Genomic DNA, 18,711 nt, shown 5'->3' with positions numbered 1-18,711 from the left:
GCATGCAGATACATTCATTCCCTGTCTTATTCGGATTCCTGATATATGAATCGAAAAAGCTGTTTTAATAAATTGTGCTGTTCCCCTCTTTTCTCTCTTTCACATCCGGGTAGGGTTTACAACTGGAATTATCCTTTTACCAGCGTACCTACATTCTTACCCATAATTACCTGCATCAGGTTACCTGCTTTATTCATGTCGAATACAATGATCGGCAGTTTGTTTTCCTGGCAGAGCGTGAATGCGGTCATATCCATTACATTCAGAGACTTCTGGTATACCTCGGTAAAAGTAATAGATTCAAAGCGGGTAGCAGTCGGATCTTTTTCAGGATCAGCAGTGTAGATACCGTCAACACGGGTGCCTTTCAGGATCACATCAGCCTGGATTTCGATAGCACGCAGGGAAGCCGCAGTATCTGTTGTGAAATACGGGTTACCAGTACCGGCTCCGAAGATCACTACACGGCCTTTTTCAAGGTGACGTATAGCACGGCGGCGGATGTAAGGTTCTGCGATCTGCTCCATTTTAATAGCAGACTGGAGGCGGGTATATAAGCCTACTTTCTCCAGACCACTTTGCATGGCCATACCGTTGATCACTGTTGCCAGCATACCCATATAGTCACCCTGGGCTCTTTCAATGCCGGTTTCAGCTTCGTTCATACCACGGTAAATGTTACCACCTCCAATTACTACGGCTACCTGCACTCCGAGGTCGGTCACAGCTTTAATATCGTACGCATACTGCGTGATCACTCTGTGATCGATACCATAATTACCTTCTCCCATCAGGGATTCACCGCTCAATTTGAGTAAAATACGCTTATACTTTGGCAACATGACTTATGAAAAATGATATGAAAATGTTAGTTAGTAAATAGTTTACAGTCCCCGAATATATAAAAAAATGCCGAACGGGGTATTTTACCAGTTTACGTACACCTGGAGCATTCACTTACAAAAGCGCAAAAAAAAGGAGAGAATGATTATTCTCTCCCTTTTCGACAGGCAATTTAATTAGCCTAATGCGATTCTTGTGAATCCTGTTACTTTCAGATCAGCGCTTACAGACTTCAGGTAATCTGCAACAGATTTGTTGTTGTCTTTTACGAAAGCCTGAGGTAACAGTGTATTTTCTTTGAAGAATTTGTTCACTTTACCAGCAGCGATTTTCTCAGCCATATCGCCAGTTTTACCTTCAGCAGCGATCTGCTCAATAGCGATAGCTTTCTCACGAGCAATCAGTTCAGGAGAAACGCCATCAGCGTCAACTGCGATTGGGTTCATAGCTGCGATCTGCATAGCGATATCTTTACCTACTTCTTCAGAAGTAGCTGCAGAGAAACCTACCAGTACACCCATACGGTAGTTACCGTGGATATAAGCAGTTACAGAAGCGGCAGAAATTCTTTCAAATTTAGCCAGGGTGATTTTCTCACCAATCTTAGCAACCTGGTCGTTTACTTTATCATTAACGCTTGCACCATCCAGGGTAGCAGCACCCAGTTCTTCTACGGTATTAACACCGCTGCTCAGCGCCAGATCAACGATAGACTGTGCGAATTTTACGAAGTCTTCGTTTTTAGCAACGAAGTCAGTTTCGCAACCCAGTGCTACAACAACGCCTGAATTACCTTCTGCGTTAGTTTTAGCGATAATTACACCTTCTTTGGTTTCACGGTCAGAACGCAGCGCTGCTACTTTCTGTCCTTTTTTACGCAGGTAGTCTACTGCTTTCTCGAAATCGCCATCACTTTCTACCAATGCTTTTCTGCAATCCATCATACCTGCACCAGTTTGCTGACGCAGTTTGTTAACATCAGCTGCTGTAATTGTTGCTGCCATAACTTATAATGAGTTTATTATAGATTAATGTTTATTCTTTATCAAGTATTAACGCTCAATTGCGAACCATGGAGCATTAAGTCTGTTCCACAATTCGCAATTGATTTATGTTGTTTAAACAGAAATTATCTGTTGCCACCTGGTTTAGGACCGCCGGAACCAGCAGGACGACGCTGTCCGCCGCCACCGCCACCTGGACGGTTACCACCCGGACGGTTACCACCGCCACCAGGACGGTTGCCACCACCGCCACCAGGACGGTTACCACCGCCACCAGGACGGTTGCCGCCACCCTGACCACGACCGCCAGCGTTCTGACCACCCTGGCCACGACCGCCGCCGCCTTGTCTGCGACCTCTTTCACGATCTTCACCGCCTTCCAGCTCGAACTTCAGAGACTTGTTATCGTCTTCTTCTTCTTCAACTACATCGTCAGTTTTCTCGTTAGCTCTCTCTGCCAGACCTTCTGCGATTGCAGCAGCGATATAGTTAGTGATGATTGCGATTGACTTAGTAGCGTCATCGTTCGCAGGAACTGCGAAGTCAACTTTAGTAGGATCGGAGTTGGTATCAACCATACCGAAAGTGGAGATACCCAGACGACGAGCTTCTGCCAGTGCAATGTGCTCATGGCTGATGTCAACCAGGAACAGCGCAGCAGGAACACGAGCCAGCTGAGAGATACCACCCAGTACTTTCTCCATTTTATCTTTATCACGAGTCAAAGTCAGACGCTCTTTCTTGGTGATACTGTCGAAAGTACCATCAGTCAGCATCTTCTCAATGCTCTGCATTTTCTTAACGCTCTTACGGATAGTAGCGAAGTTTGTCAGCATACCACCTAACCATCTTTCAGTTACGAAAGGCATGTTTACGCGTTTTGCAGCTTCTGCTACGATTTCCTTAGCCTGCTTTTTAGTGGCTACGAACATGATCTTCTTACCGCTCTTAGCGATAGATTTCAGGGCAGCTGCCGCTTCCTGTAAACCTTCTACGGTTTTGTTCAGATCAATGATGTGAATACCTTTCTTTTCTGCGAAGATGTATGGCAGCATCTTCGGGTTCCATTTTTTCTTCAGGTGACCGAAGTGTACACCTGCCTCCAGTAACTGCTGCTGTAATGAGGTATTATTTTCCATGTTATTATACTCTGTTATAAAAGGTCAATGTTAATAATCTGCGCAACACATATAGTAGTACGCATTCATCACGATTAGCGTTTAGAGAACTGGAAGCTTCTTCTAGCTTTAGCTTTACCTGGTTTCTTACGTTCAACGCCTCTTGGATCACGTTTCAGGAGACCAGCAGCTTTCAACGCCGGACGGTATTCTATGTTCACTTCGCAAAGTGCACGTGCAATACCCAGCTTTACAGCTTCTGCCTGACCTTTGATACCACCACCAGCAGCATTTACCTTTATATCGAATTTGTCTGTAGCGTCGATAGTCTTCAGGGACAGTTCTACCTGATTCTGCAGGTAAACCAGTGTGAAGTATTCTTTATAGTCTTTGTCGTTGATTACGATGTTACCTGTACCCTTGCTGATGTAAACACGGGCAACGGCTTCCTTACGACGACCAATAGTGTTTTTTTGCTTTTCCATGTATCAGAGAAAAATTAGAAAGTTAATGTTTTCGGTTTCTGCGCAGCATGAGGATGCTCAGCGCCAGCATATACAAACAATTTTTTGTACATAGCGCGACCCAGACGGTTTTTAGGCAGCATACCTTTTACAGCTCTTTCTATGATCAGTTCTGGTCTGCGACGAACCAGATCCTTAGCTACCTCTGCTTTCTGACCACCCGGATAACCAGAGAATGTCAGATATTCTTTGTCATTCCACTTGTTACCAGTGAACTGAATCTTCTCAGCATTGATAACGATGATGAAATCACCACAATCTGTATGAGGAGTATAATAAGGCTTGTTTTTGCCTCTTAAGATGGCCGCAATCTTCGCGCTCATTCTTCCTAAAGTCAGGTTAGTGGCGTCTACAATGTGCCACTCACGCGTAACTGTAGCGTCGTTGGCCGATTTAGTCTTGAAGCTTAAAGTATTCATTATAGTATATTATAATAAAAGTTTTAGGTCTTGATATAACATCCCAAACAAATTGGGAGTGCAAAACTAAATCTCTTATTTCAAATAACAATACATTTCATGGCTTTTTTTGAGAGACACCTTTGCAACTAACTGATTTTCAATAATAATTTTGACTAATAGTTATTAACATGCGCAGCCGTAATTAAAGCCTGACTATAATTCAGCTGTTAATCAATTATATATGAATATGTATTTCTAACTATTAATCATATAGCCTGCTCTATTCCTTTAAACGCTCTCCCACCCTTACCCATAACCTCCATATCACAATCTCCCGCCTTCCAATGGCTAACTTCAAAAAAAGAAGGCCGGAAGAAACCCTTCCGACCTTCTATATCTATTAACAGATACATTCGTTAATCCCGGCGACTGGCCCCCATGTATATCATCAGATAATGCAACAACGTCACCACAGAAGATACAGCGGCAACTACATAAGTCATTGCTGCCCACCACAATGCATTCTTCGCTTTATCATGTTCCTCCTTCCTCATCAGGCTGGTATTATCCAGCCACGCCAGCGCCCTGCGGGAAGCGTCAAACTCCACCGGTAAGGTTACCAGCGAAAACACTGTAGTCACACCAAACAGTATCACACCTGCCAGTAAGAGGGTCGGAAAGACCTTAATTAATAATATACCCCCTATCAGCACCCACTGCACAAGATTAGAACTAAATTGTACCGCCGGTACCAATTTTGAACGCAAAGTGAGCCACTGGTAAGAGCGGGCGTGCTGTACCGCATGGCCGCACTCATGGGCTGCCACAGCCGCAGCAGCTACATTTGCCCCTGAATATACCTCCGGACTAAGATTTACCGTCTTATTAGTCGGATCATAGTGGTCGGATAAGAAACCATCCACTGAAACGACCTGCACATCATATATTCCATTGTCTTTCAACATCTTCTCGGCAATCTGCTTGCCCGTCAGCCCCGATGTGGTCGGTACTGCGCTATACTCCGAAAACTTGCTCCTCAGTCTCCAGCTTACCAAAAGGCTAATCCCAACGAAGATTAGCGATATAAGAAAAAAGCCAGGTGTCATAATCAAATTGTAGTTTAATCAGTACAAAATTACTGTTACTATCCATCAAATTGCCTTCCAAATCACCCCAGGTACATCGATTTAGGATTTCCTTAAGAATTGACCGCCCAACTACCTGCCATTACCTGCCAATTAAGAAATTTAACACTGTCAATATGGCGTCACAAGTCTTTTCATATGTTATAATCGGACTATATGTCAGGTGCAATTAATCATTTTATGATCCGAAATTCATATATAAATTATGACGGCATCATTCCTATTTATCAACCTTTTACACCCTTTTAATGAAAGTATAATTGAATGCCTGCACCGGCTGGAACGTGCTATGGTGGCAGATCTGTCACATTATGAAAAGTCATCAAAAGTTATTCACATCAATTAAATAAACTTTTTTATTCTGTAGCCATTTAGTAATTTAGACGTGAATTTAATGGGTTAGTAAGTAGAAAGAGTCAGCAGAATTTTCTGTTGGCTCTTTTCTTTTTAATACCTTTTGACTCCACCTGTTTCTTCCAAAATTTTAACGTTTACATCGTCCCCACTTCCAACTTTTTCATCATTACACGAAATCATTTTATACATCATCTCCATAAAATCATCGATGATCATCTTTTCAATTTTATCTTTTCAACTACTTATCGCTCTTTCATATTTATCTTTCATTTTATTAAGCCCGATATTTCCGTTTTAAATTTGCTGCATGAAAATTAAAACTGCCTTCTTCTGTCAGAATTGTGGATATGAATCAGCTAAATGGACTGGTAAATGTCCTAGTTGTGGTCAATGGAATACATTCGTCGAGGAAAAAGTACAAAAAGATATTCCTCTGCGTAATACAAACTGGACACCTGAAAAAGAAAGCGGAAGATCAGACAATATCGTTAACCTCTCAGAAATAAGCGGCATTGCTGAAGAACGATTACTCACTCCTGATGCAGAGCTGAACCGTGTATTAGGCGGTGGTATCGTACCAGGATCCCTGGTACTTGTAGGCGGTGAACCTGGTATTGGTAAAAGCACGCTATTCCTGCAGAATGCATTGCAACTCAAAGACATCACTACACTTTATATCAGTGGTGAAGAAAGCGCTCAACAAATAAAAATGAGAGCAGACAGATTACAGGTTAAAAATGACCTCTTCTATCTGCTGACTGAAACATCTACTCAAACCATCTTTCAGGAAATAAAAAAGCTTCGTCCGCAACTAGTCATCGTTGACTCTATTCAAACACTGCAATCTCCTTTTATAGAATCTGCTCCCGGTAGCGTATCCCAGATAAGAGAAACAACTGCTGAACTGCAACGCTTTGCCAAAGAAAGCCATACGCCCGTATTCCTCATCGGTCATATCACTAAAGATGGTGCTATCGCCGGTCCGAAAATACTGGAACATATGGTTGACACAGTACTGCAATTTGAAGGCGACCAGCACTACGCCTACCGCATCCTCCGTACTATCAAAAACCGCTTTGGCTCTACTGCGGAACTGGGCATCTATGAGATGACCGGCGGTGGATTACGGCAGGTAACCAATCCTTCAGAAATACTCATCTCCCAACGGGAAGATCAGCTAAGCGGCGTAGCCATCGCTGCCACTATCGAGGGCATGCGACCTATGTTGGTAGAAGTACAGGCGCTGGTAACACAATCTGTTTATGGCACTCCGCAACGTACAGCTACCGGCTTTGACCTTCGCCGTCTTCAGCTATTACTTGCTGTACTTGAAAAACGTGGCGGCTTCCATTTCGGCGTTAAAGATGTATTCCTCAACATCGCGGGTGGCATACGTGTCGAAGATCCTTCCATTGACCTGGCAGTATTATGCGCCCTGCTATCGTCTTACGAAGACATCCCTATCAGCAGTAAAATCTGTTTTGCGGGTGAAGTAGGCCTGAGCGGAGAAATACGCGCGGTAAACCGTATTGAGCAACGCGTAGCTGAAGCAGAAAAACTCGGCTTTGAAAAGATATTCATCAGCCGCTACAATAAGAAAGGTACCGATATTGCCAAGTTCAATATAGAGGTAGTACCCGTAGGCAGGGTTGATGAAGTATACCGCGGCCTCTTTTAACTTTTCCATCACAGGCTTTTCATTATTTTCAGGATGAAAACTGATCATCCATTGCTGATAATGAAAAGCCTGTTATCCTCCCTGCTCCATTTATTCTATCCACATGCCTGCGATGGCTGCGGGATGGAGCTATCACCAGCTGAAAAGATTCTCTGCCTGCGCTGCCATAGGCGGCTGCCATTTACCGGCTTCCAACATATCTCCAACAATCCTGTGGAAAAACTCTTCTGGGGAAGGGTCGATATACGGCATGCCATGGCAACCTGTTACTATAGGAAAGGCTCCTTACTGCAACAACTTATTTACCAGTTCAAATACAACCAACGGGAAGATATTGCCGGGCATCTCGGGCGGCAAATGGGACTCGCACTTTCACAAAGCAGCTGGCTATACGAAACAGATGGCCTTCTGGCTATCCCCATGCATCCCGACAGGATACGCAAACGCGGTTACAATCAGGCAGTGGTACTCGCCACAGGCGTAGCAGCGGTTACCGGTAAACCGCTGCTTACAGATATTATTGTGCGCAATAATCAGGCGGCTTCGCAAACACGGAAAGGCCGCCTCCTGCGCTGGCAGAATGTATCAGAAAGCTTTGCACTGCTGCAACGGCCAAACCTGGAAGGCAGACACCTGCTGCTGATAGATGATGTTATTACCACCGGCGCTACTATCGAAGCATGCAGCCAGCTGCTGATCAGTGCCGGTGCCAGGGTAAGTGTATGTACACTGGCTATTGCGCGCCATTGAAAGTGATACTGCCCCGTCCATCATTAACACCTTATATACAATATTTTACTTAATTTTATTTGCTCACACATTTACAATCACAGTACATTTAAATTTATTGATATGACGATGCTCAAGACACTATTAATTTCAATGCTCTTATTTATGAAAGGAGGCGCTATATACGACTACAAAGTAGAATCAGTTGATGGCGGTAAGATCAACTTCGCCGATTATAAAGGAAAGAAGATCCTTATCGTAAATACAGCTTCTATGTGCGGCAATACCCCTCAGTACGCTGAACTGGAAAAACTGTACAAGAAATATGAAAAGAACCTGGTAATCATCGGTTTCCCGGCTAATAACTTCGGTCAGCAGGAACCTGGTTCCAATGCAGAGATCAAAGAATTTTGTACTAAAAAATATGCAGTAACCTTCCCGATGGCTGCCAAAGTATCTGTTAAAGGTGCTGACATCCACCCTATCTACAAATGGCTGGCTGACGAAAGCAAAACAAAACACTTTGAACCTGCAGAAGTACAATGGAACTTCCAGAAATACCTGCTGGACGAAAAAGGTAACCTGGTGGCAGTATTCTCTCCGAAGACACAACCTCTTTCCCCTGAAGTAACGGCGGCGATAGAAAAGAAATACTAATTTGCGCCCATGCTTTTTTCGAATGTCATAGGTCAGGAAGATATACGGCAACAATTAATCAGATCTGCAGAACAAAACCGGCTAGGCCATGCCAACATCATACTGGCACCTGAAGGTACAGGAGGACTGCCGTTAGGTCTTGCATTTGCACAATACCTGGTCTGCGAGAATAAACAGCCTGATGGTGCCTGCGGGCAATGTCAGGCCTGTACCAAAGCAGGTAAATATATACACCCTGATATACATTTCTCTTATCCCGTTATTCCCCGCAAGCCGGGAGATAAGCCTATCAGCGCTGACTATGCCGCCGAATGGCGCGAGTTTGTAGACACGCACCCTTATGGCAACGCATATGACTGGCTGCAGTTTATTGGTGCAGAGAATAAACAGGGTAATATTACAGCGATGGAGTGTCAGGACATTATCCGTAAGCTGAGTCTTAAAAGCTTTGAAAGCAGTTACAAGATATTATTGATGTGGATGCCTGAATACCTCGGCAATGAGGGAAACAGGCTGCTGAAATTGATAGAGGAACCGCCAGACAATACCATTTTTCTGCTCGTGGCCGAAAACCAGGAACAGATCCTGGCCACTATCCTGTCTCGTACACATCTTATCAAAGTAAATCCGCTACCAAAAGAAGTGGTGGTAGATGCACTGGTAAACCGGGCGCATATACCCGCAGCCAAAGCAAGACAAGCGGCAACTATCGCTGCCGGCAATTACAGGGAAGCCCTGTACATGCTCCAGCACTCGGATGATGACTATCACGAACTGCTCCGCAACTGGCTCAACTATATATTTACGTCTAACCGCGTAGCGCTTCAGGGATGGGTAGAAGGTATTGCCAGCGCCAAAATGGGACGCGAAAACCAAAAGCAATTCCTCCGGTATTTTATCAACCTGCTGGAACATACCCTGAGACTCAAGTACATAGACAAATCACTGCTGGCGTTCTCAGAAGAGGAATCAGACTTTGCCTTCAAACTGCAAAAACTCGCAGACCTTCAGCAGATGGAGCAGATCATGCAGGAACTGGACAATGCCTGTTACTACATTGAACGTAATGCGAATGCAAAACTATTGTTCCACGCACTTTCTTTAAAACTGCAGTATATCTTTAAAAAGCGGCCTATTCCAGCCGTGTGACGCGAACAAGGGCATTTTCCGTTATCTTTGTTTATTCCGGCCCTTACGGAATAAGGGCTTTTATATATATTTAAGCGCCCGGACCAATGCCCGGGTGTGTTTCATTTAATAATTTAAACCGATTTATATGGCTTGTGCCGGATGTGGTACAGGTGCAGAGGGAAAGCCGTCAGGATGTAAGAGTAATGGAGGATGCAGTAGCGGAGGCTGTAACAGGCTGAACGTATTTGACTGGCTGGCCAATATTCCCTTAAGTGATAGCTTAGCACCATTTGATATTATAGAAGTTAGCTTCAATAACGGTAGCAGAAAGGATTTTTACCGTAACACCACCAAACAGATCCTGGATAAAGGAGAAATGGTAACTGTAGAGGGTGTAAGTGGTTTCGACATCGGACAGATCAGCCTTACCGGCGAACTGGTTAAATTACAGATGAAGAAAAGACGCGTGGAAGATACTCCTGAAGTAAAGAAAGTACTTCGCCGCGCCACTAACGAAGACCTTGCAAGGATGCAGGATAATAAAGCCCGTGAAAAGGATGCCCTCATCAAAGCAAGAGCAATTGCCCGCAGTATAGGTCTGGAAATGAAACTTGCAGAAGTAGAAATCCAGGCTGATGGCCGTAAAGCCACCTTCTTTTATACAGCTGACGATAGGGTGGATTTCCGTGAACTGATTAAACTCTACGCCGGCGAATTTCGCGTTAAGGTGGAAATGCGCCAGATAGGTGCCCGCCAGGAAGCCGGAAAAGTAGGCGGTATCGGTAGCTGCGGAAGAGAACTTTGCTGCTCTACCTGGTTGACTGACTTCAAAAGCGTGAATACCACCGCTGCCCGTTACCAGAACCTGTCCATCAATCAGGCAAAACTCTCCGGCCAATGTGGCCGCCTGAAATGCTGCCTGAACTATGAACTGGATACTTACCTGGATGCACTCAAGGAGTTCCCAGAAGATGCAGATACCATAGAGACCGCCAATGGCGTAGCAACCCTTCAGAAAAGAGATATCTTCAAAAACCTGATGTGGTACTCCTATGGCGACAGTAACAAACAATATCCTCTCACCATCTTACGCGTGAAGGAAATACGCCAGCTCAATAAACAGAATATCAGACCTGATGATCTGAAAGCTGTAGAAGTTGTAGCTGCCAAACCTAAAGAAACAGACCTTGGCTTTGCAGATGTAGTAGGCCAGATAAGCCTGCGCTCACTGGAGAAAACTTCTCAGAAGCGTAAACATAAAGACAAGGAGAAACAAAAACATAAACAGCAGAAGGAACAAACGCAACAACAGCCGGCAGGTAAAAAAGCGGAACCTAAACAGGAAAACCGCCCTCCTCAGCAACAAAAGCAGCAGGAAAACCGCCCGCAGAAAGCGCAGGAAGGCCGTCCGCAACAAAACAAACCCAAGCAGGAACAGCGTCAGCAACAGCAGCCTAAGCAGAAGCAAGAGCAACGCCAGCCAGCTCAGGGACCTAAGCCTCAGCAGCAAGAGCGTAATCCTCAGAATACGCCTAAACAGCCTGGTGGCGGTGGACAAAACAAGCCGCCAAAGCCGCGCGAAAAGCAGAAATAATCATCAGTTAAATACCATTCAAAGGGTACATCTGTAACAGGATGTACCCTTTTTTTATGCATTTACCCTACCCCCCGCGCCTTCTGACTGCAATAACTCACCTCTTCCGGCATTGAAGCCTTGTTAACCAGCCCTGCCCTACCCGGTTGCCGGCAGCCTGCAGGTTGCTAAAATGATTATTGGCATAGAATAATGGTAGTTAAATGTGCTACCTGAAGCCGCTTAATGTCTTACTTCCTCCCGGTTCCAAAAGGGCACCAAAAGGTCACCTCAATATCCCGGGGATATTGAGGTGACCTTTTAGTGCCCTTTTGGTGCAGGAATAATATGAAACATTAGTCGAACATTAGTAAACGAATCTGGCAGAGTACCCGGATCCGCACCCGCAATTTTAACCAGGGAAAATTGGAGAACCGGCATTCACCCCCAGCACATACAGCACCGGTGCATCAAAATAAATTGATTGAAAATGAACAACTTAAGAAATGAGGGAGTGAAAACAGAGAAACGTCCTGAAATGATAAAAGGCCGCCCGGAAGAACAGCCTTTGTTTAACAATTGGTTTTTGCTTATGAAAAAAAGTTTAATCAGGTTTCGTTCTCAAACATGAGCTTATAATAAGACAGATTGGTCGATTCGTCAAATCCCCGCTCAATCATCTCTCTGTTACCATGTATGTAAATATGAAAATTCTTATCCAGCTTCAGTACAGTCTTAAAGACCTTTTGTTGCTTCTTAACTGCTGGAGAGGATATATCAAACTCATCAGGAAATTCTTGATGGAACTCCTGCTGGAACTCATCTTTATATTCCTTAAATGACTGAATAGCGTCGGGATGCCCTAATACCTCCTGGGCAAACTCCTCCATGTCAAACTGCTCTTTTTCTTTAAAATAAGCAGCCGACTTATTGAGTAAGTCCACCTGATCCACTCTGCTGATCTCATATTGATCAGGGAGTTTATCATGGATAAACTTCTTACACATGTTCACTGCCAGTTCTGTCTGGTGATAACTGTCCTCACGGCGTTGTACCTGCAGGAAAGCGTCTTTCCAGTAAACTGCTTCATTCTGTTTGCTGATGCTATCTATGATGCTGACTTTGTACCCGTTCTCTTCTTCTGTGTTGAAGACCAGGCATCCCTTATCAAGCTTGTTGATATTGATGCCATCTTCATAATCCACATGATAGTTGTCGTTGGCCAGGAAAACTTTAAGATAGGTATCCCTGCTTTCTGATTTAAAAATACCGATTGCCTCGACGTCCTCTCCATCAACCTGGCACTTACTAAAGTAGGCTATATACAGTTCTCCTCCCTTGATCTTCGGATGAGTGGAATGCTTGTACAGATGTTTGGCAATATTGACTGATTGCTCGTGAAAATTGTCCCTGTTTTCAAAGATACGGCGGCAATATTGAAATATCTCATTTAATTGGAGCTCTGCTTCGTGAAAGAAACGGAAGTATTCTGCACTGTTTGTAAAGGGCTGTATAAAGTATGTCAGCAGCAGTTGGCTGATCGCTTCATCCTTCAATTCCAGTGGTTCCTGAGAACATATCAATGCTTCCTCCTGTGAGGCATTCCCCACTTTATGGATGGAAAGGCGCTCTAAATCTTTAAATTCTGAAACATGTATCATGGCCAGGCGAAAATAGTGAAAACTATTTCACAAACTTACCACCCGGTGTAATGTGCAGTTCCCTGCCTGTCAGTTTGATAATAGCGTCGCATGTCAGCCGGCCTCTCCTGTCATTATAGTCCGCTTCTGTATTTTCCATCTTCTTAGCCTTGATATCTGCAGTCTTCTGTTTCTTGAGATGATCGTATACTGTATGCCTGTCAATAATTTTGTTGTCCTTATTTACTGTAACAAACTCAAGAAAGCTCTCCTCCCCTTTAGTGAATGCATGTAAGCCGACAAGTATGTTGGCTTTTGCACGTATGTTGAACAACGAAATATAATGATGACCACTACGCTTTGCCTTAAAGTATTTCATCAGTGCCTTCTCGTTGTACAGTTTTGAGCTGTGTACGATAGATGTAGCCTGACGCCCCACGATCTTTCCTCCTGGCAAAATCTCGTATTGCATATTATAGACGGTCCTGAATCGGAAGTTTTTGTCTACTACCCTATTATCTTCCTCCTGCAAGTTAATACTGGCATCCTTCTCCACCGTACACTTGCGGTATACTGTTTCCTTATGATCTCCCAGTGTACCTCCGTAGATGACCATTTTGTCTACTTCCTTGTCTTTCTTATAGGTAATCAGTTTTACTTCCGGATAGTTCAGCCCTTCGTCCAGGTAGATCGTATCTCTGGCGTACAATAATGCGGTAGCCCTACCGGGAATTTCCAGTCGAGCCATTGCATACAGCGGGTCCTGGCTTTCTGACCTGAAATCGTAGTAAGGCGTCTGGTGAGAGATGGCCGTCAGCTCAAGGATATTAACCGTATCTATAGTGGCTGGTAATTTCTTTTCCGGGAAATGGCCGGCATATGTTTCAAAAGATTCCTTCTCGCGTGACACTTCCTTTATCTCACCGGTTGCACCTATTCTATAAAAGTGGATGGTTGTACTTACCTGCTGACTGGTTGCAACATAGGTAGAATGGCGACCCTTAACTTCTATCAGTGAATCCTGACTGATAGCATACCACTGGCTGGTAAACTGTGTCGAGGTAGTATCTTTTACAGCAGTTGACCTGTCGGCATCTGCCTGTCCAGGCGCAGGGCGTACATCAGCGGCTATCTGTAACCTGGACACTTCCTGCGCGTTATCATTGTACATGACCAACCAGGTGCGTTTTTCATAGTTACTGATCTCACATTCATAGATGACTGGCGTAATACCATTTGTTGTGGAGAAGCGTCCTGCCTTTACCTGCTGATAGGTTACATTCCCCAGGTAATGTGCATAATCTTTTACCTCTTTCAGTTCATAAGCATTCGGATAGGGCAGTTTCAATTGTGCCAGCCCATTGATGAAGTCATAGAATTGCATGACGCTATCCGGTACAATAGGCCCTATGTTAATACTTTTAGTTTCTTTAACAACAGCGGGTTTCGGACTATTGTTACACGATGAGTTGAAGGTCAGCCATATGAGGCACACAATAGGTATAGCTCTGAACATAATAGGACATTTACACAGGACTAATAACGCTACAAATATATAAGTACTTCTCTAATATATTAATAGTTTGATTACCAAATTTTTGAACCTGAGTCCCGGTGTCGGTATTTGACGTGTAGTAAGGCATATGCATTGATTACCAGTAATCTTTCTTAACTTAAGACTTCAACGTAAATATGTTATAATGAAACAGCAGATCTGCTTATTGCTGGCCATGGCTACCGGTTCCACGGTGATAGCCCAGCAAAAATCCACGGAATTATATCAGGCGCAGGATCTTACGAAAGAGAACATGTTCTCTGTCAATATTGAGGGGCCGAATGTAGACAAAGCAGGCAATCTGTATGTGGTAAATTTTCAGAAAGATGGGACTATTGGTAAGATCAATACCAGGGATGGCAGTGGAGAGGTATTTGTCACATTGCCTGACAGCAGTGTTGCCAATAGTATCCGGTTTAACAGTCATGGCAACATGTATCTGCCCGATTTCAAGGGTCATAATGTGTTGGAAGTCAACATGAAAACCCGTAAGGTGAGTGTATATGTGCATTCTGATAAGATGTTCCAGCCTAACGATCTCTGTATCAATAAAAAGGATCAGCTATTTGCATCAGATCCTGACTGGAAAAACTCAGGCGGTCAGTTATGGCGGATAGACAAAGGTGGTAAGGCAGTACTGCTGGAAGCCAATATGGGTACGACAAACGGGATAGAGCTTAGTCCGGATGAAGGAACGCTGTATGTCAATGAGAGTGTGCAGCGCAATGTCTGGAAGTACGATGTGGATAAAGATGGCAATATCAGTAATAAGACACTTTTTGCATCTTTCCCCGATCATGGTTTTGATGGCATGAAATGCGACAGAGCCGGCAACCTATATATTGCCCGCTGGGGAAAAGGCACTATTGTGGTTTTATCTCCTGAAGGCAAAGAGATCAGGGAGATTCCGCTGAAGGGCAAACATTGCAGTAACCTGACTTTCGGAGGCAAGGATGGGAAGACCGTTTTTGTAACGTTACAGGACAGGAAATGTATGGAGATGTTCCGGGTGGAAGTACCTGGCAAGGGCAGATAGCTGAAGATAAAAGCAGATCGGGCGTTTCAAATGAAACGCCCGATCTGCTTTATTATAGTTAGTTATTGTTGGTCGAACTTACATATTGAGACCACCGCAGGCGCTGATTACCTGACCGGTTACGTAGTTACTCATACCGGAAGCAAGGAATACGCATACGTTAGCGATATCTTCAGGGCTACCGAAACGGCCTAAAGGAATTTTCTCCATGTAAGACTTAGCGCCATCACCATCTTTCAGGTAGTGGGTCATATCAGTTTCCACAAAGCCCGGAGCTACCGCATTTACACGGATGTTGCGGCTACCCAGTTCTGCAGCGATGGATTTGGTGAAACCGATGATACCCGCTTTAGAAGCAGCATAGCTACTCTGACCGGCGTTACCTTTCATACCTATGATAGAGCTCATGTTTATGATAGAACCTGTCTTTGCTTTCATCATGGGGCGAATAACCTGTTTAGTCATGTTATATACACTTTTCAGGTTAATATCCATTACATCGTCCCATTGGTCTGGGCTCATACGCAGTAACAGATTATCTTTAGAAATACCAGCGTTGTTCACGCAGATATCGATGCTACCAAATTCTTTCAGCACGTCGTTTACCAGCGCTTCGGTTTCTTCGTAAACACCGGCATTGGATTTATAGGCTTTAGCCTTTACACCCATTGCCTGTAACTTTTGTTCCAGCGCTTTGGCTTTCTCGTCAGAGCTGAGATATGTGAATGCAACGTGTGCACCTTCTTCTGCAAATTTGATTGCAATAGCTTCACCTATACCTCTGCTGGCGCCTGTTACAATAGCTACTTTGTTCTCCAGTAATTTCATATAGACGTAATAGTTGTTAGTTTAAATAATTGAATCAGGTTAGATTTTCCCGGTGATACCGGTGAATTTAAGGATTTCTTCTACATGTTGCCGTTCGTTATTGAGACGGGGCACTTTATGCTGTCCTCCGAGTTTGCCTTTACTTTTTAGCCATTCGGTAAAGGTACCTTTAGGCAGTACATGTACAACCGGGCGGCGGAGGGCCATATCTTTATGCCTTTTGGCTTCGTAGTCTGAGTTGATGGCTTTGAGAGTAGTATCGAGTATGTCGATGAACTGATTGATATTTTCAGGAGCTTTATCAAAGTCCAGTAACCATTCATGTCCGCCGGCTTCGTTATCGCTGAAGTAGATTGGAGCAGCAGTATAATCATTCATAACAGCGCCTGTTACTTCACATGCTTTTGCTATGGCGATATCTGAGTTCTCAACAATCAGTTCTTCACCGAATGCATTGATGAAGGATTTAGTACGACCGCTTACTCTAACTCTGTAGGGAGCCAGGGAAGTGAACTGAATGGTATCGCCTACGAGGTAGCGCCACAGCCCACCGTTGGTGCTTATTATGAGTGCGTAGTTTTTACCCATTTCTACGTCCTGGAGCTGTAGTGTCTGTGGGGATTCCTTACCATATTCCTCCATAGGCATAAATTCATAGAAGATGCCATGATTAAGGAATAAGAGCAGGCCTTCCTGTCCGACAATATCCTGTGCGGCGAAGAAACCTTCGGAGGCATTGTAGGTTTCCTGGTAGTACATATCCGGCTTACGGATCAGTTTTTTAAACTGTTCACGGTATGGGGTAAAGCTAACGCCACCGTGCATATAGAGTTCCAGATTAGGCCATACATCCGCCAGATTATCTTTCCCGGTGATCTCGAAGATACGTTTGATGAGGACGAGTGTCCAGGTGGGTACACCAGCAATAGAGGTAACGTTTTCGTGTATGACAACATTTGCCATACGCTCTATTTTCTCTTCCCATTCGTCCATGAGGGCGATGGAAAGATCTGGAGTACGCATCATGTTACCGTAGAATGGCATGTTTTGCAGCATTACGGCACTGAGGTCACCAAAGTAGGAATCACTTTCTGCGTCGAGTTTATTAACCTGGTGGCTACCACCGATGACGAGGGCTTTTCCTGTCAGCAGGCGGGAGTCTGGAAAGTTATTATAGTAGAGTGATAGTACGTCGCGACCGGCGCGGTAGTGGCATTCGTCCAGGCTTTCTACAGATACGGGTATGAATTTGCTTTTATCGGCGGTCGTACCGCTGGATTTAGCAAACCATTTGATTGGCGTGTTCCACAGAATATTCTGTTGTCCTTCCATCAGACGCTGGATGTAGGGCTTGAGGGTATCATAATTATGAATGGGTACCCGCTGCTTAAATTCCTCTATCTTATAAATGTCTGAAAAGCCGTACTGCTTGCCGAACTCAGTATACTGAGCGGCACTGATAAGGTTCTGGAACACCTGTTGCTGCACCTGCACGGGGTATTGCATGAAGTATTCTATACGCCCCATGCGCAGACGCGCCAACTGTGATATTGCAGGACTTAATATTCTCATAATAGGATCAGGAACGTAGTAGTTTATTGTTGCTTAGCTGCTTCGTCCAGGTAATTTTTACGACGTAAAATGAAATTCTGGCCAAGATACACTTTTCTAACCTGTTCGTCTTCGGCCAACTCTTCCGCAGTACCGGCTTTCAGGATTTTACCTTCAAAAAGCAGGTAGGCCCGGTCGGTGATGGAAAGTGTTTCCTGTACGTTATGGTCTGTTATGAGGATCCCGATGTTTTTGTATTTGAGGCGGGCAACAATTGACTGTATGTCTTCTACGGCAATAGGATCAATACCCGCGAATGGTTCGTCCAGGAGGATAAACTTAGGATCTACCGCAAGAGCACGGGCTATTTCGGTACGCCTGCGTTCTCCGCCACTCAATACATCACCTGGGCTTTTACGTACGTGGGTAAGCCGAAATTCTTCGAGCAGGCTTTCGAGCTTTTCTTTCTGCGCTGCTTTCTTTAGTCCCGTCATCTCCAGTATAGCGGAAATATTATCTTCCACGCTCAGCTTACGAAATACGGAAGCCTCCTGTGGCAGATAACCGATCCCCATCTTGGCCCTTTTATACATTGGCAGTTTGGTGATATTGATCTCGTCCAGGTATACCTGTCCTTCATCGGGCTTGATAAGGCCCACTACCATGTAGAATGTGGTTGTCTTACCGGCACCGTTAGGTCCAAGTAAACCTACGATCTCCCCTTGTGTCACTTCTACAGATACATGGTTGGCTACGGTTCTGTTACCATAGCGCTTTACCAGCTGATCTGTATGTATTTTTAATGCCATATGTTCAAACTTAGCAAAAATACACTTTTCATTTAGCATTCAACGGTTAACTGTTGGCACTCACGTACTTTCTGTCTTCCCGCTGGAATTTTATCTATAAAACAGAGTACAATCTATTAAAATATTCGGTCT

General features: G+C 44.3%; 17 protein-coding genes. 6 read left to right on the top strand and 11 right to left on the bottom strand.

The window, feature by feature from the left end; genetic code table 11:
• Positions 1–128: 128 nt before the first annotated feature.
• The 6 genes from pyrH to K1Y79_RS17965 all read right to left on the bottom strand — a co-directional run bounded on the left by pyrH (position 129) and on the right by K1Y79_RS17965 (position 4,996).
• Complete coding sequence (gene pyrH / locus K1Y79_RS17990) at positions 129–842, bottom strand: UMP kinase (protein WP_146303196.1); 714 nt, start codon at positions 840–842, stop codon at positions 129–131.
• A 177-nt stretch (positions 843–1,019) separates the two neighbouring features.
• Entirely contained in the window at positions 1,020–1,847 is an 828-nt protein-coding gene (gene tsf, locus K1Y79_RS17985; protein ID WP_220251550.1) for a translation elongation factor Ts, read from the bottom strand.
• Between the two features lie 125 nt (positions 1,848–1,972).
• Positions 1,973–2,986: a 30S ribosomal protein S2 gene (rpsB, locus tag K1Y79_RS17980; RefSeq protein ID WP_220251549.1), complete on the bottom strand. Its 1,014-nt coding sequence runs from the start codon at positions 2,984–2,986 to the stop codon at positions 1,973–1,975.
• A 74-nt stretch (positions 2,987–3,060) separates the two neighbouring features.
• Positions 3,061–3,450: a 30S ribosomal protein S9 gene (gene rpsI, locus K1Y79_RS17975; protein ID WP_220251548.1), complete on the bottom strand. Its 390-nt coding sequence runs from the start codon at positions 3,448–3,450 to the stop codon at positions 3,061–3,063.
• A 14-nt stretch (positions 3,451–3,464) separates the two neighbouring features.
• Positions 3,465–3,908, bottom strand: coding sequence for a 50S ribosomal protein L13 (gene rplM / locus K1Y79_RS17970; protein ID WP_220251547.1), 444 nt, complete (start codon positions 3,906–3,908; stop codon positions 3,465–3,467).
• A gap of 398 nt (positions 3,909–4,306) precedes the next feature.
• Complete coding sequence (locus K1Y79_RS17965) at positions 4,307–4,996, bottom strand: zinc metallopeptidase (RefSeq protein ID WP_220251546.1); 690 nt, start codon at positions 4,994–4,996, stop codon at positions 4,307–4,309.
• Positions 4,997–5,699: 703 nt separating this feature from the next.
• On the opposite strand from K1Y79_RS17965, the gene radA reads away from it, so the two are divergent.
• The 5 genes from radA to K1Y79_RS17940 all read left to right on the top strand — a co-directional run bounded on the left by radA (position 5,700) and on the right by K1Y79_RS17940 (position 11,181).
• Entirely contained in the window at positions 5,700–7,070 is a 1,371-nt protein-coding gene (gene radA / locus K1Y79_RS17960; RefSeq protein WP_220251545.1) for a DNA repair protein RadA, read from the top strand.
• Positions 7,071–7,103: 33 nt separating this feature from the next.
• Positions 7,104–7,820 (top strand): ComF family protein, encoded by a 717-nt coding sequence (locus K1Y79_RS17955; protein ID WP_220251544.1) that lies wholly within the window; start codon positions 7,104–7,106, stop codon positions 7,818–7,820.
• A gap of 102 nt (positions 7,821–7,922) precedes the next feature.
• Entirely contained in the window at positions 7,923–8,456 is a 534-nt protein-coding gene (locus K1Y79_RS17950) for a glutathione peroxidase (protein WP_220251543.1), read from the top strand.
• A gap of 9 nt (positions 8,457–8,465) precedes the next feature.
• Entirely contained in the window at positions 8,466–9,605 is a 1,140-nt protein-coding gene (locus tag K1Y79_RS17945; protein ID WP_220251542.1) for a DNA polymerase III subunit, read from the top strand.
• A 127-nt stretch (positions 9,606–9,732) separates the two neighbouring features.
• A complete protein-coding gene (locus K1Y79_RS17940; RefSeq protein ID WP_220251541.1) occupies positions 9,733–11,181 on the top strand; it encodes a PSP1 domain-containing protein in 1,449 nt (482 codons plus the stop codon).
• A gap of 587 nt (positions 11,182–11,768) precedes the next feature.
• Here the strand turns inward: K1Y79_RS17940 and K1Y79_RS17935 are convergent.
• Together K1Y79_RS17935 and K1Y79_RS17930 are read right to left on the bottom strand one after the other, a co-directional pair.
• Positions 11,769–12,821, bottom strand: a complete 1,053-nt coding sequence (locus K1Y79_RS17935) for a nucleoid-associated protein (RefSeq protein WP_220251540.1) — start codon at positions 12,819–12,821, stop codon at positions 11,769–11,771.
• A gap of 22 nt (positions 12,822–12,843) precedes the next feature.
• Positions 12,844–14,316: a hypothetical protein gene (locus tag K1Y79_RS17930; RefSeq protein ID WP_220251539.1), complete on the bottom strand. Its 1,473-nt coding sequence runs from the start codon at positions 14,314–14,316 to the stop codon at positions 12,844–12,846.
• Between the two features lie 184 nt (positions 14,317–14,500).
• Here K1Y79_RS17930 and K1Y79_RS17925 point away from each other — a divergent pair, with 184 nt between their 5' ends.
• Complete coding sequence (locus K1Y79_RS17925) at positions 14,501–15,391, top strand: SMP-30/gluconolactonase/LRE family protein (protein ID WP_220251538.1); 891 nt, start codon at positions 14,501–14,503, stop codon at positions 15,389–15,391.
• A 78-nt stretch (positions 15,392–15,469) separates the two neighbouring features.
• On the opposite strand, the gene fabG is transcribed toward K1Y79_RS17925, so the two are convergent.
• From fabG to lptB, 3 genes are read right to left on the bottom strand one after another with little or no spacing between them, the layout of a single operon-like run.
• On the bottom strand, positions 15,470–16,219 hold the full coding sequence (gene fabG, locus K1Y79_RS17920) for a 3-oxoacyl-[acyl-carrier-protein] reductase (RefSeq protein ID WP_220251537.1): 750 nt from the start codon (positions 16,217–16,219) through the stop codon (positions 15,470–15,472).
• Positions 16,220–16,258: 39 nt separating this feature from the next.
• Complete coding sequence (locus K1Y79_RS17915; protein ID WP_220251536.1) at positions 16,259–17,791, bottom strand: GH3 auxin-responsive promoter family protein; 1,533 nt, start codon at positions 17,789–17,791, stop codon at positions 16,259–16,261.
• 23 nt (positions 17,792–17,814) lie between these two features.
• Positions 17,815–18,579, bottom strand: coding sequence for an LPS export ABC transporter ATP-binding protein (gene lptB, locus K1Y79_RS17910; RefSeq protein WP_220251535.1), 765 nt, complete (start codon positions 18,577–18,579; stop codon positions 17,815–17,817).
• Positions 18,580–18,711 lie beyond the last annotated feature (132 nt).

This window comes from Chitinophaga rhizophila, from assembly GCF_019492185.1.
Lineage (GTDB): Bacteria > Bacteroidota > Bacteroidia > Chitinophagales > Chitinophagaceae > Chitinophaga > Chitinophaga rhizophila.
The sequence above is the reverse complement of the archived record's forward strand: the minus strand, read 5'-3'. Positions and strand labels throughout refer to the sequence as shown.

Bases quoted from the DNA above. Each gene is read 5' to 3' on its own strand.
- pyrH (WP_146303196.1), bottom strand. From the start codon at position 842: ATGTTGCCAAAGTATAAGCGTATTTTACTCAAATTGAGCGGTGAATCC.
- tsf (WP_220251550.1), bottom strand. From the start codon at position 1,847: ATGGCAGCAACAATTACAGCAGCTGATGTTAACAAACTGCGTCAGCAA.
- rpsB (WP_220251549.1), bottom strand. From the start codon at position 2,986: ATGGAAAATAATACCTCATTACAGCAGCAGTTACTGGAGGCAGGTGTA.
- rpsI (WP_220251548.1), bottom strand. From the start codon at position 3,450: ATGGAAAAGCAAAAAAACACTATTGGTCGTCGTAAGGAAGCCGTTGCC.
- rplM (WP_220251547.1), bottom strand. From the start codon at position 3,908: ATGAATACTTTAAGCTTCAAGACTAAATCGGCCAACGACGCTACAGTT.
- K1Y79_RS17965 (WP_220251546.1), bottom strand. From the start codon at position 4,996: ATGACACCTGGCTTTTTTCTTATATCGCTAATCTTCGTTGGGATTAGC.
- radA (WP_220251545.1), top strand. From the start codon at position 5,700: ATGAAAATTAAAACTGCCTTCTTCTGTCAGAATTGTGGATATGAATCA.
- K1Y79_RS17955 (WP_220251544.1), top strand. From the start codon at position 7,104: ATGAAAACTGATCATCCATTGCTGATAATGAAAAGCCTGTTATCCTCC.
- K1Y79_RS17950 (WP_220251543.1), top strand. From the start codon at position 7,923: ATGACGATGCTCAAGACACTATTAATTTCAATGCTCTTATTTATGAAA.
- K1Y79_RS17945 (WP_220251542.1), top strand. From the start codon at position 8,466: ATGCTTTTTTCGAATGTCATAGGTCAGGAAGATATACGGCAACAATTA.
- K1Y79_RS17940 (WP_220251541.1), top strand. From the start codon at position 9,733: ATGGCTTGTGCCGGATGTGGTACAGGTGCAGAGGGAAAGCCGTCAGGA.
- K1Y79_RS17935 (WP_220251540.1), bottom strand. From the start codon at position 12,821: ATGATACATGTTTCAGAATTTAAAGATTTAGAGCGCCTTTCCATCCAT.
- K1Y79_RS17930 (WP_220251539.1), bottom strand. From the start codon at position 14,316: ATGTTCAGAGCTATACCTATTGTGTGCCTCATATGGCTGACCTTCAAC.
- K1Y79_RS17925 (WP_220251538.1), top strand. From the start codon at position 14,501: ATGAAACAGCAGATCTGCTTATTGCTGGCCATGGCTACCGGTTCCACG.
- fabG (WP_220251537.1), bottom strand. From the start codon at position 16,219: ATGAAATTACTGGAGAACAAAGTAGCTATTGTAACAGGCGCCAGCAGA.
- K1Y79_RS17915 (WP_220251536.1), bottom strand. From the start codon at position 17,791: ATGAGAATATTAAGTCCTGCAATATCACAGTTGGCGCGTCTGCGCATG.
- lptB (WP_220251535.1), bottom strand. From the start codon at position 18,579: ATGGCATTAAAAATACATACAGATCAGCTGGTAAAGCGCTATGGTAAC.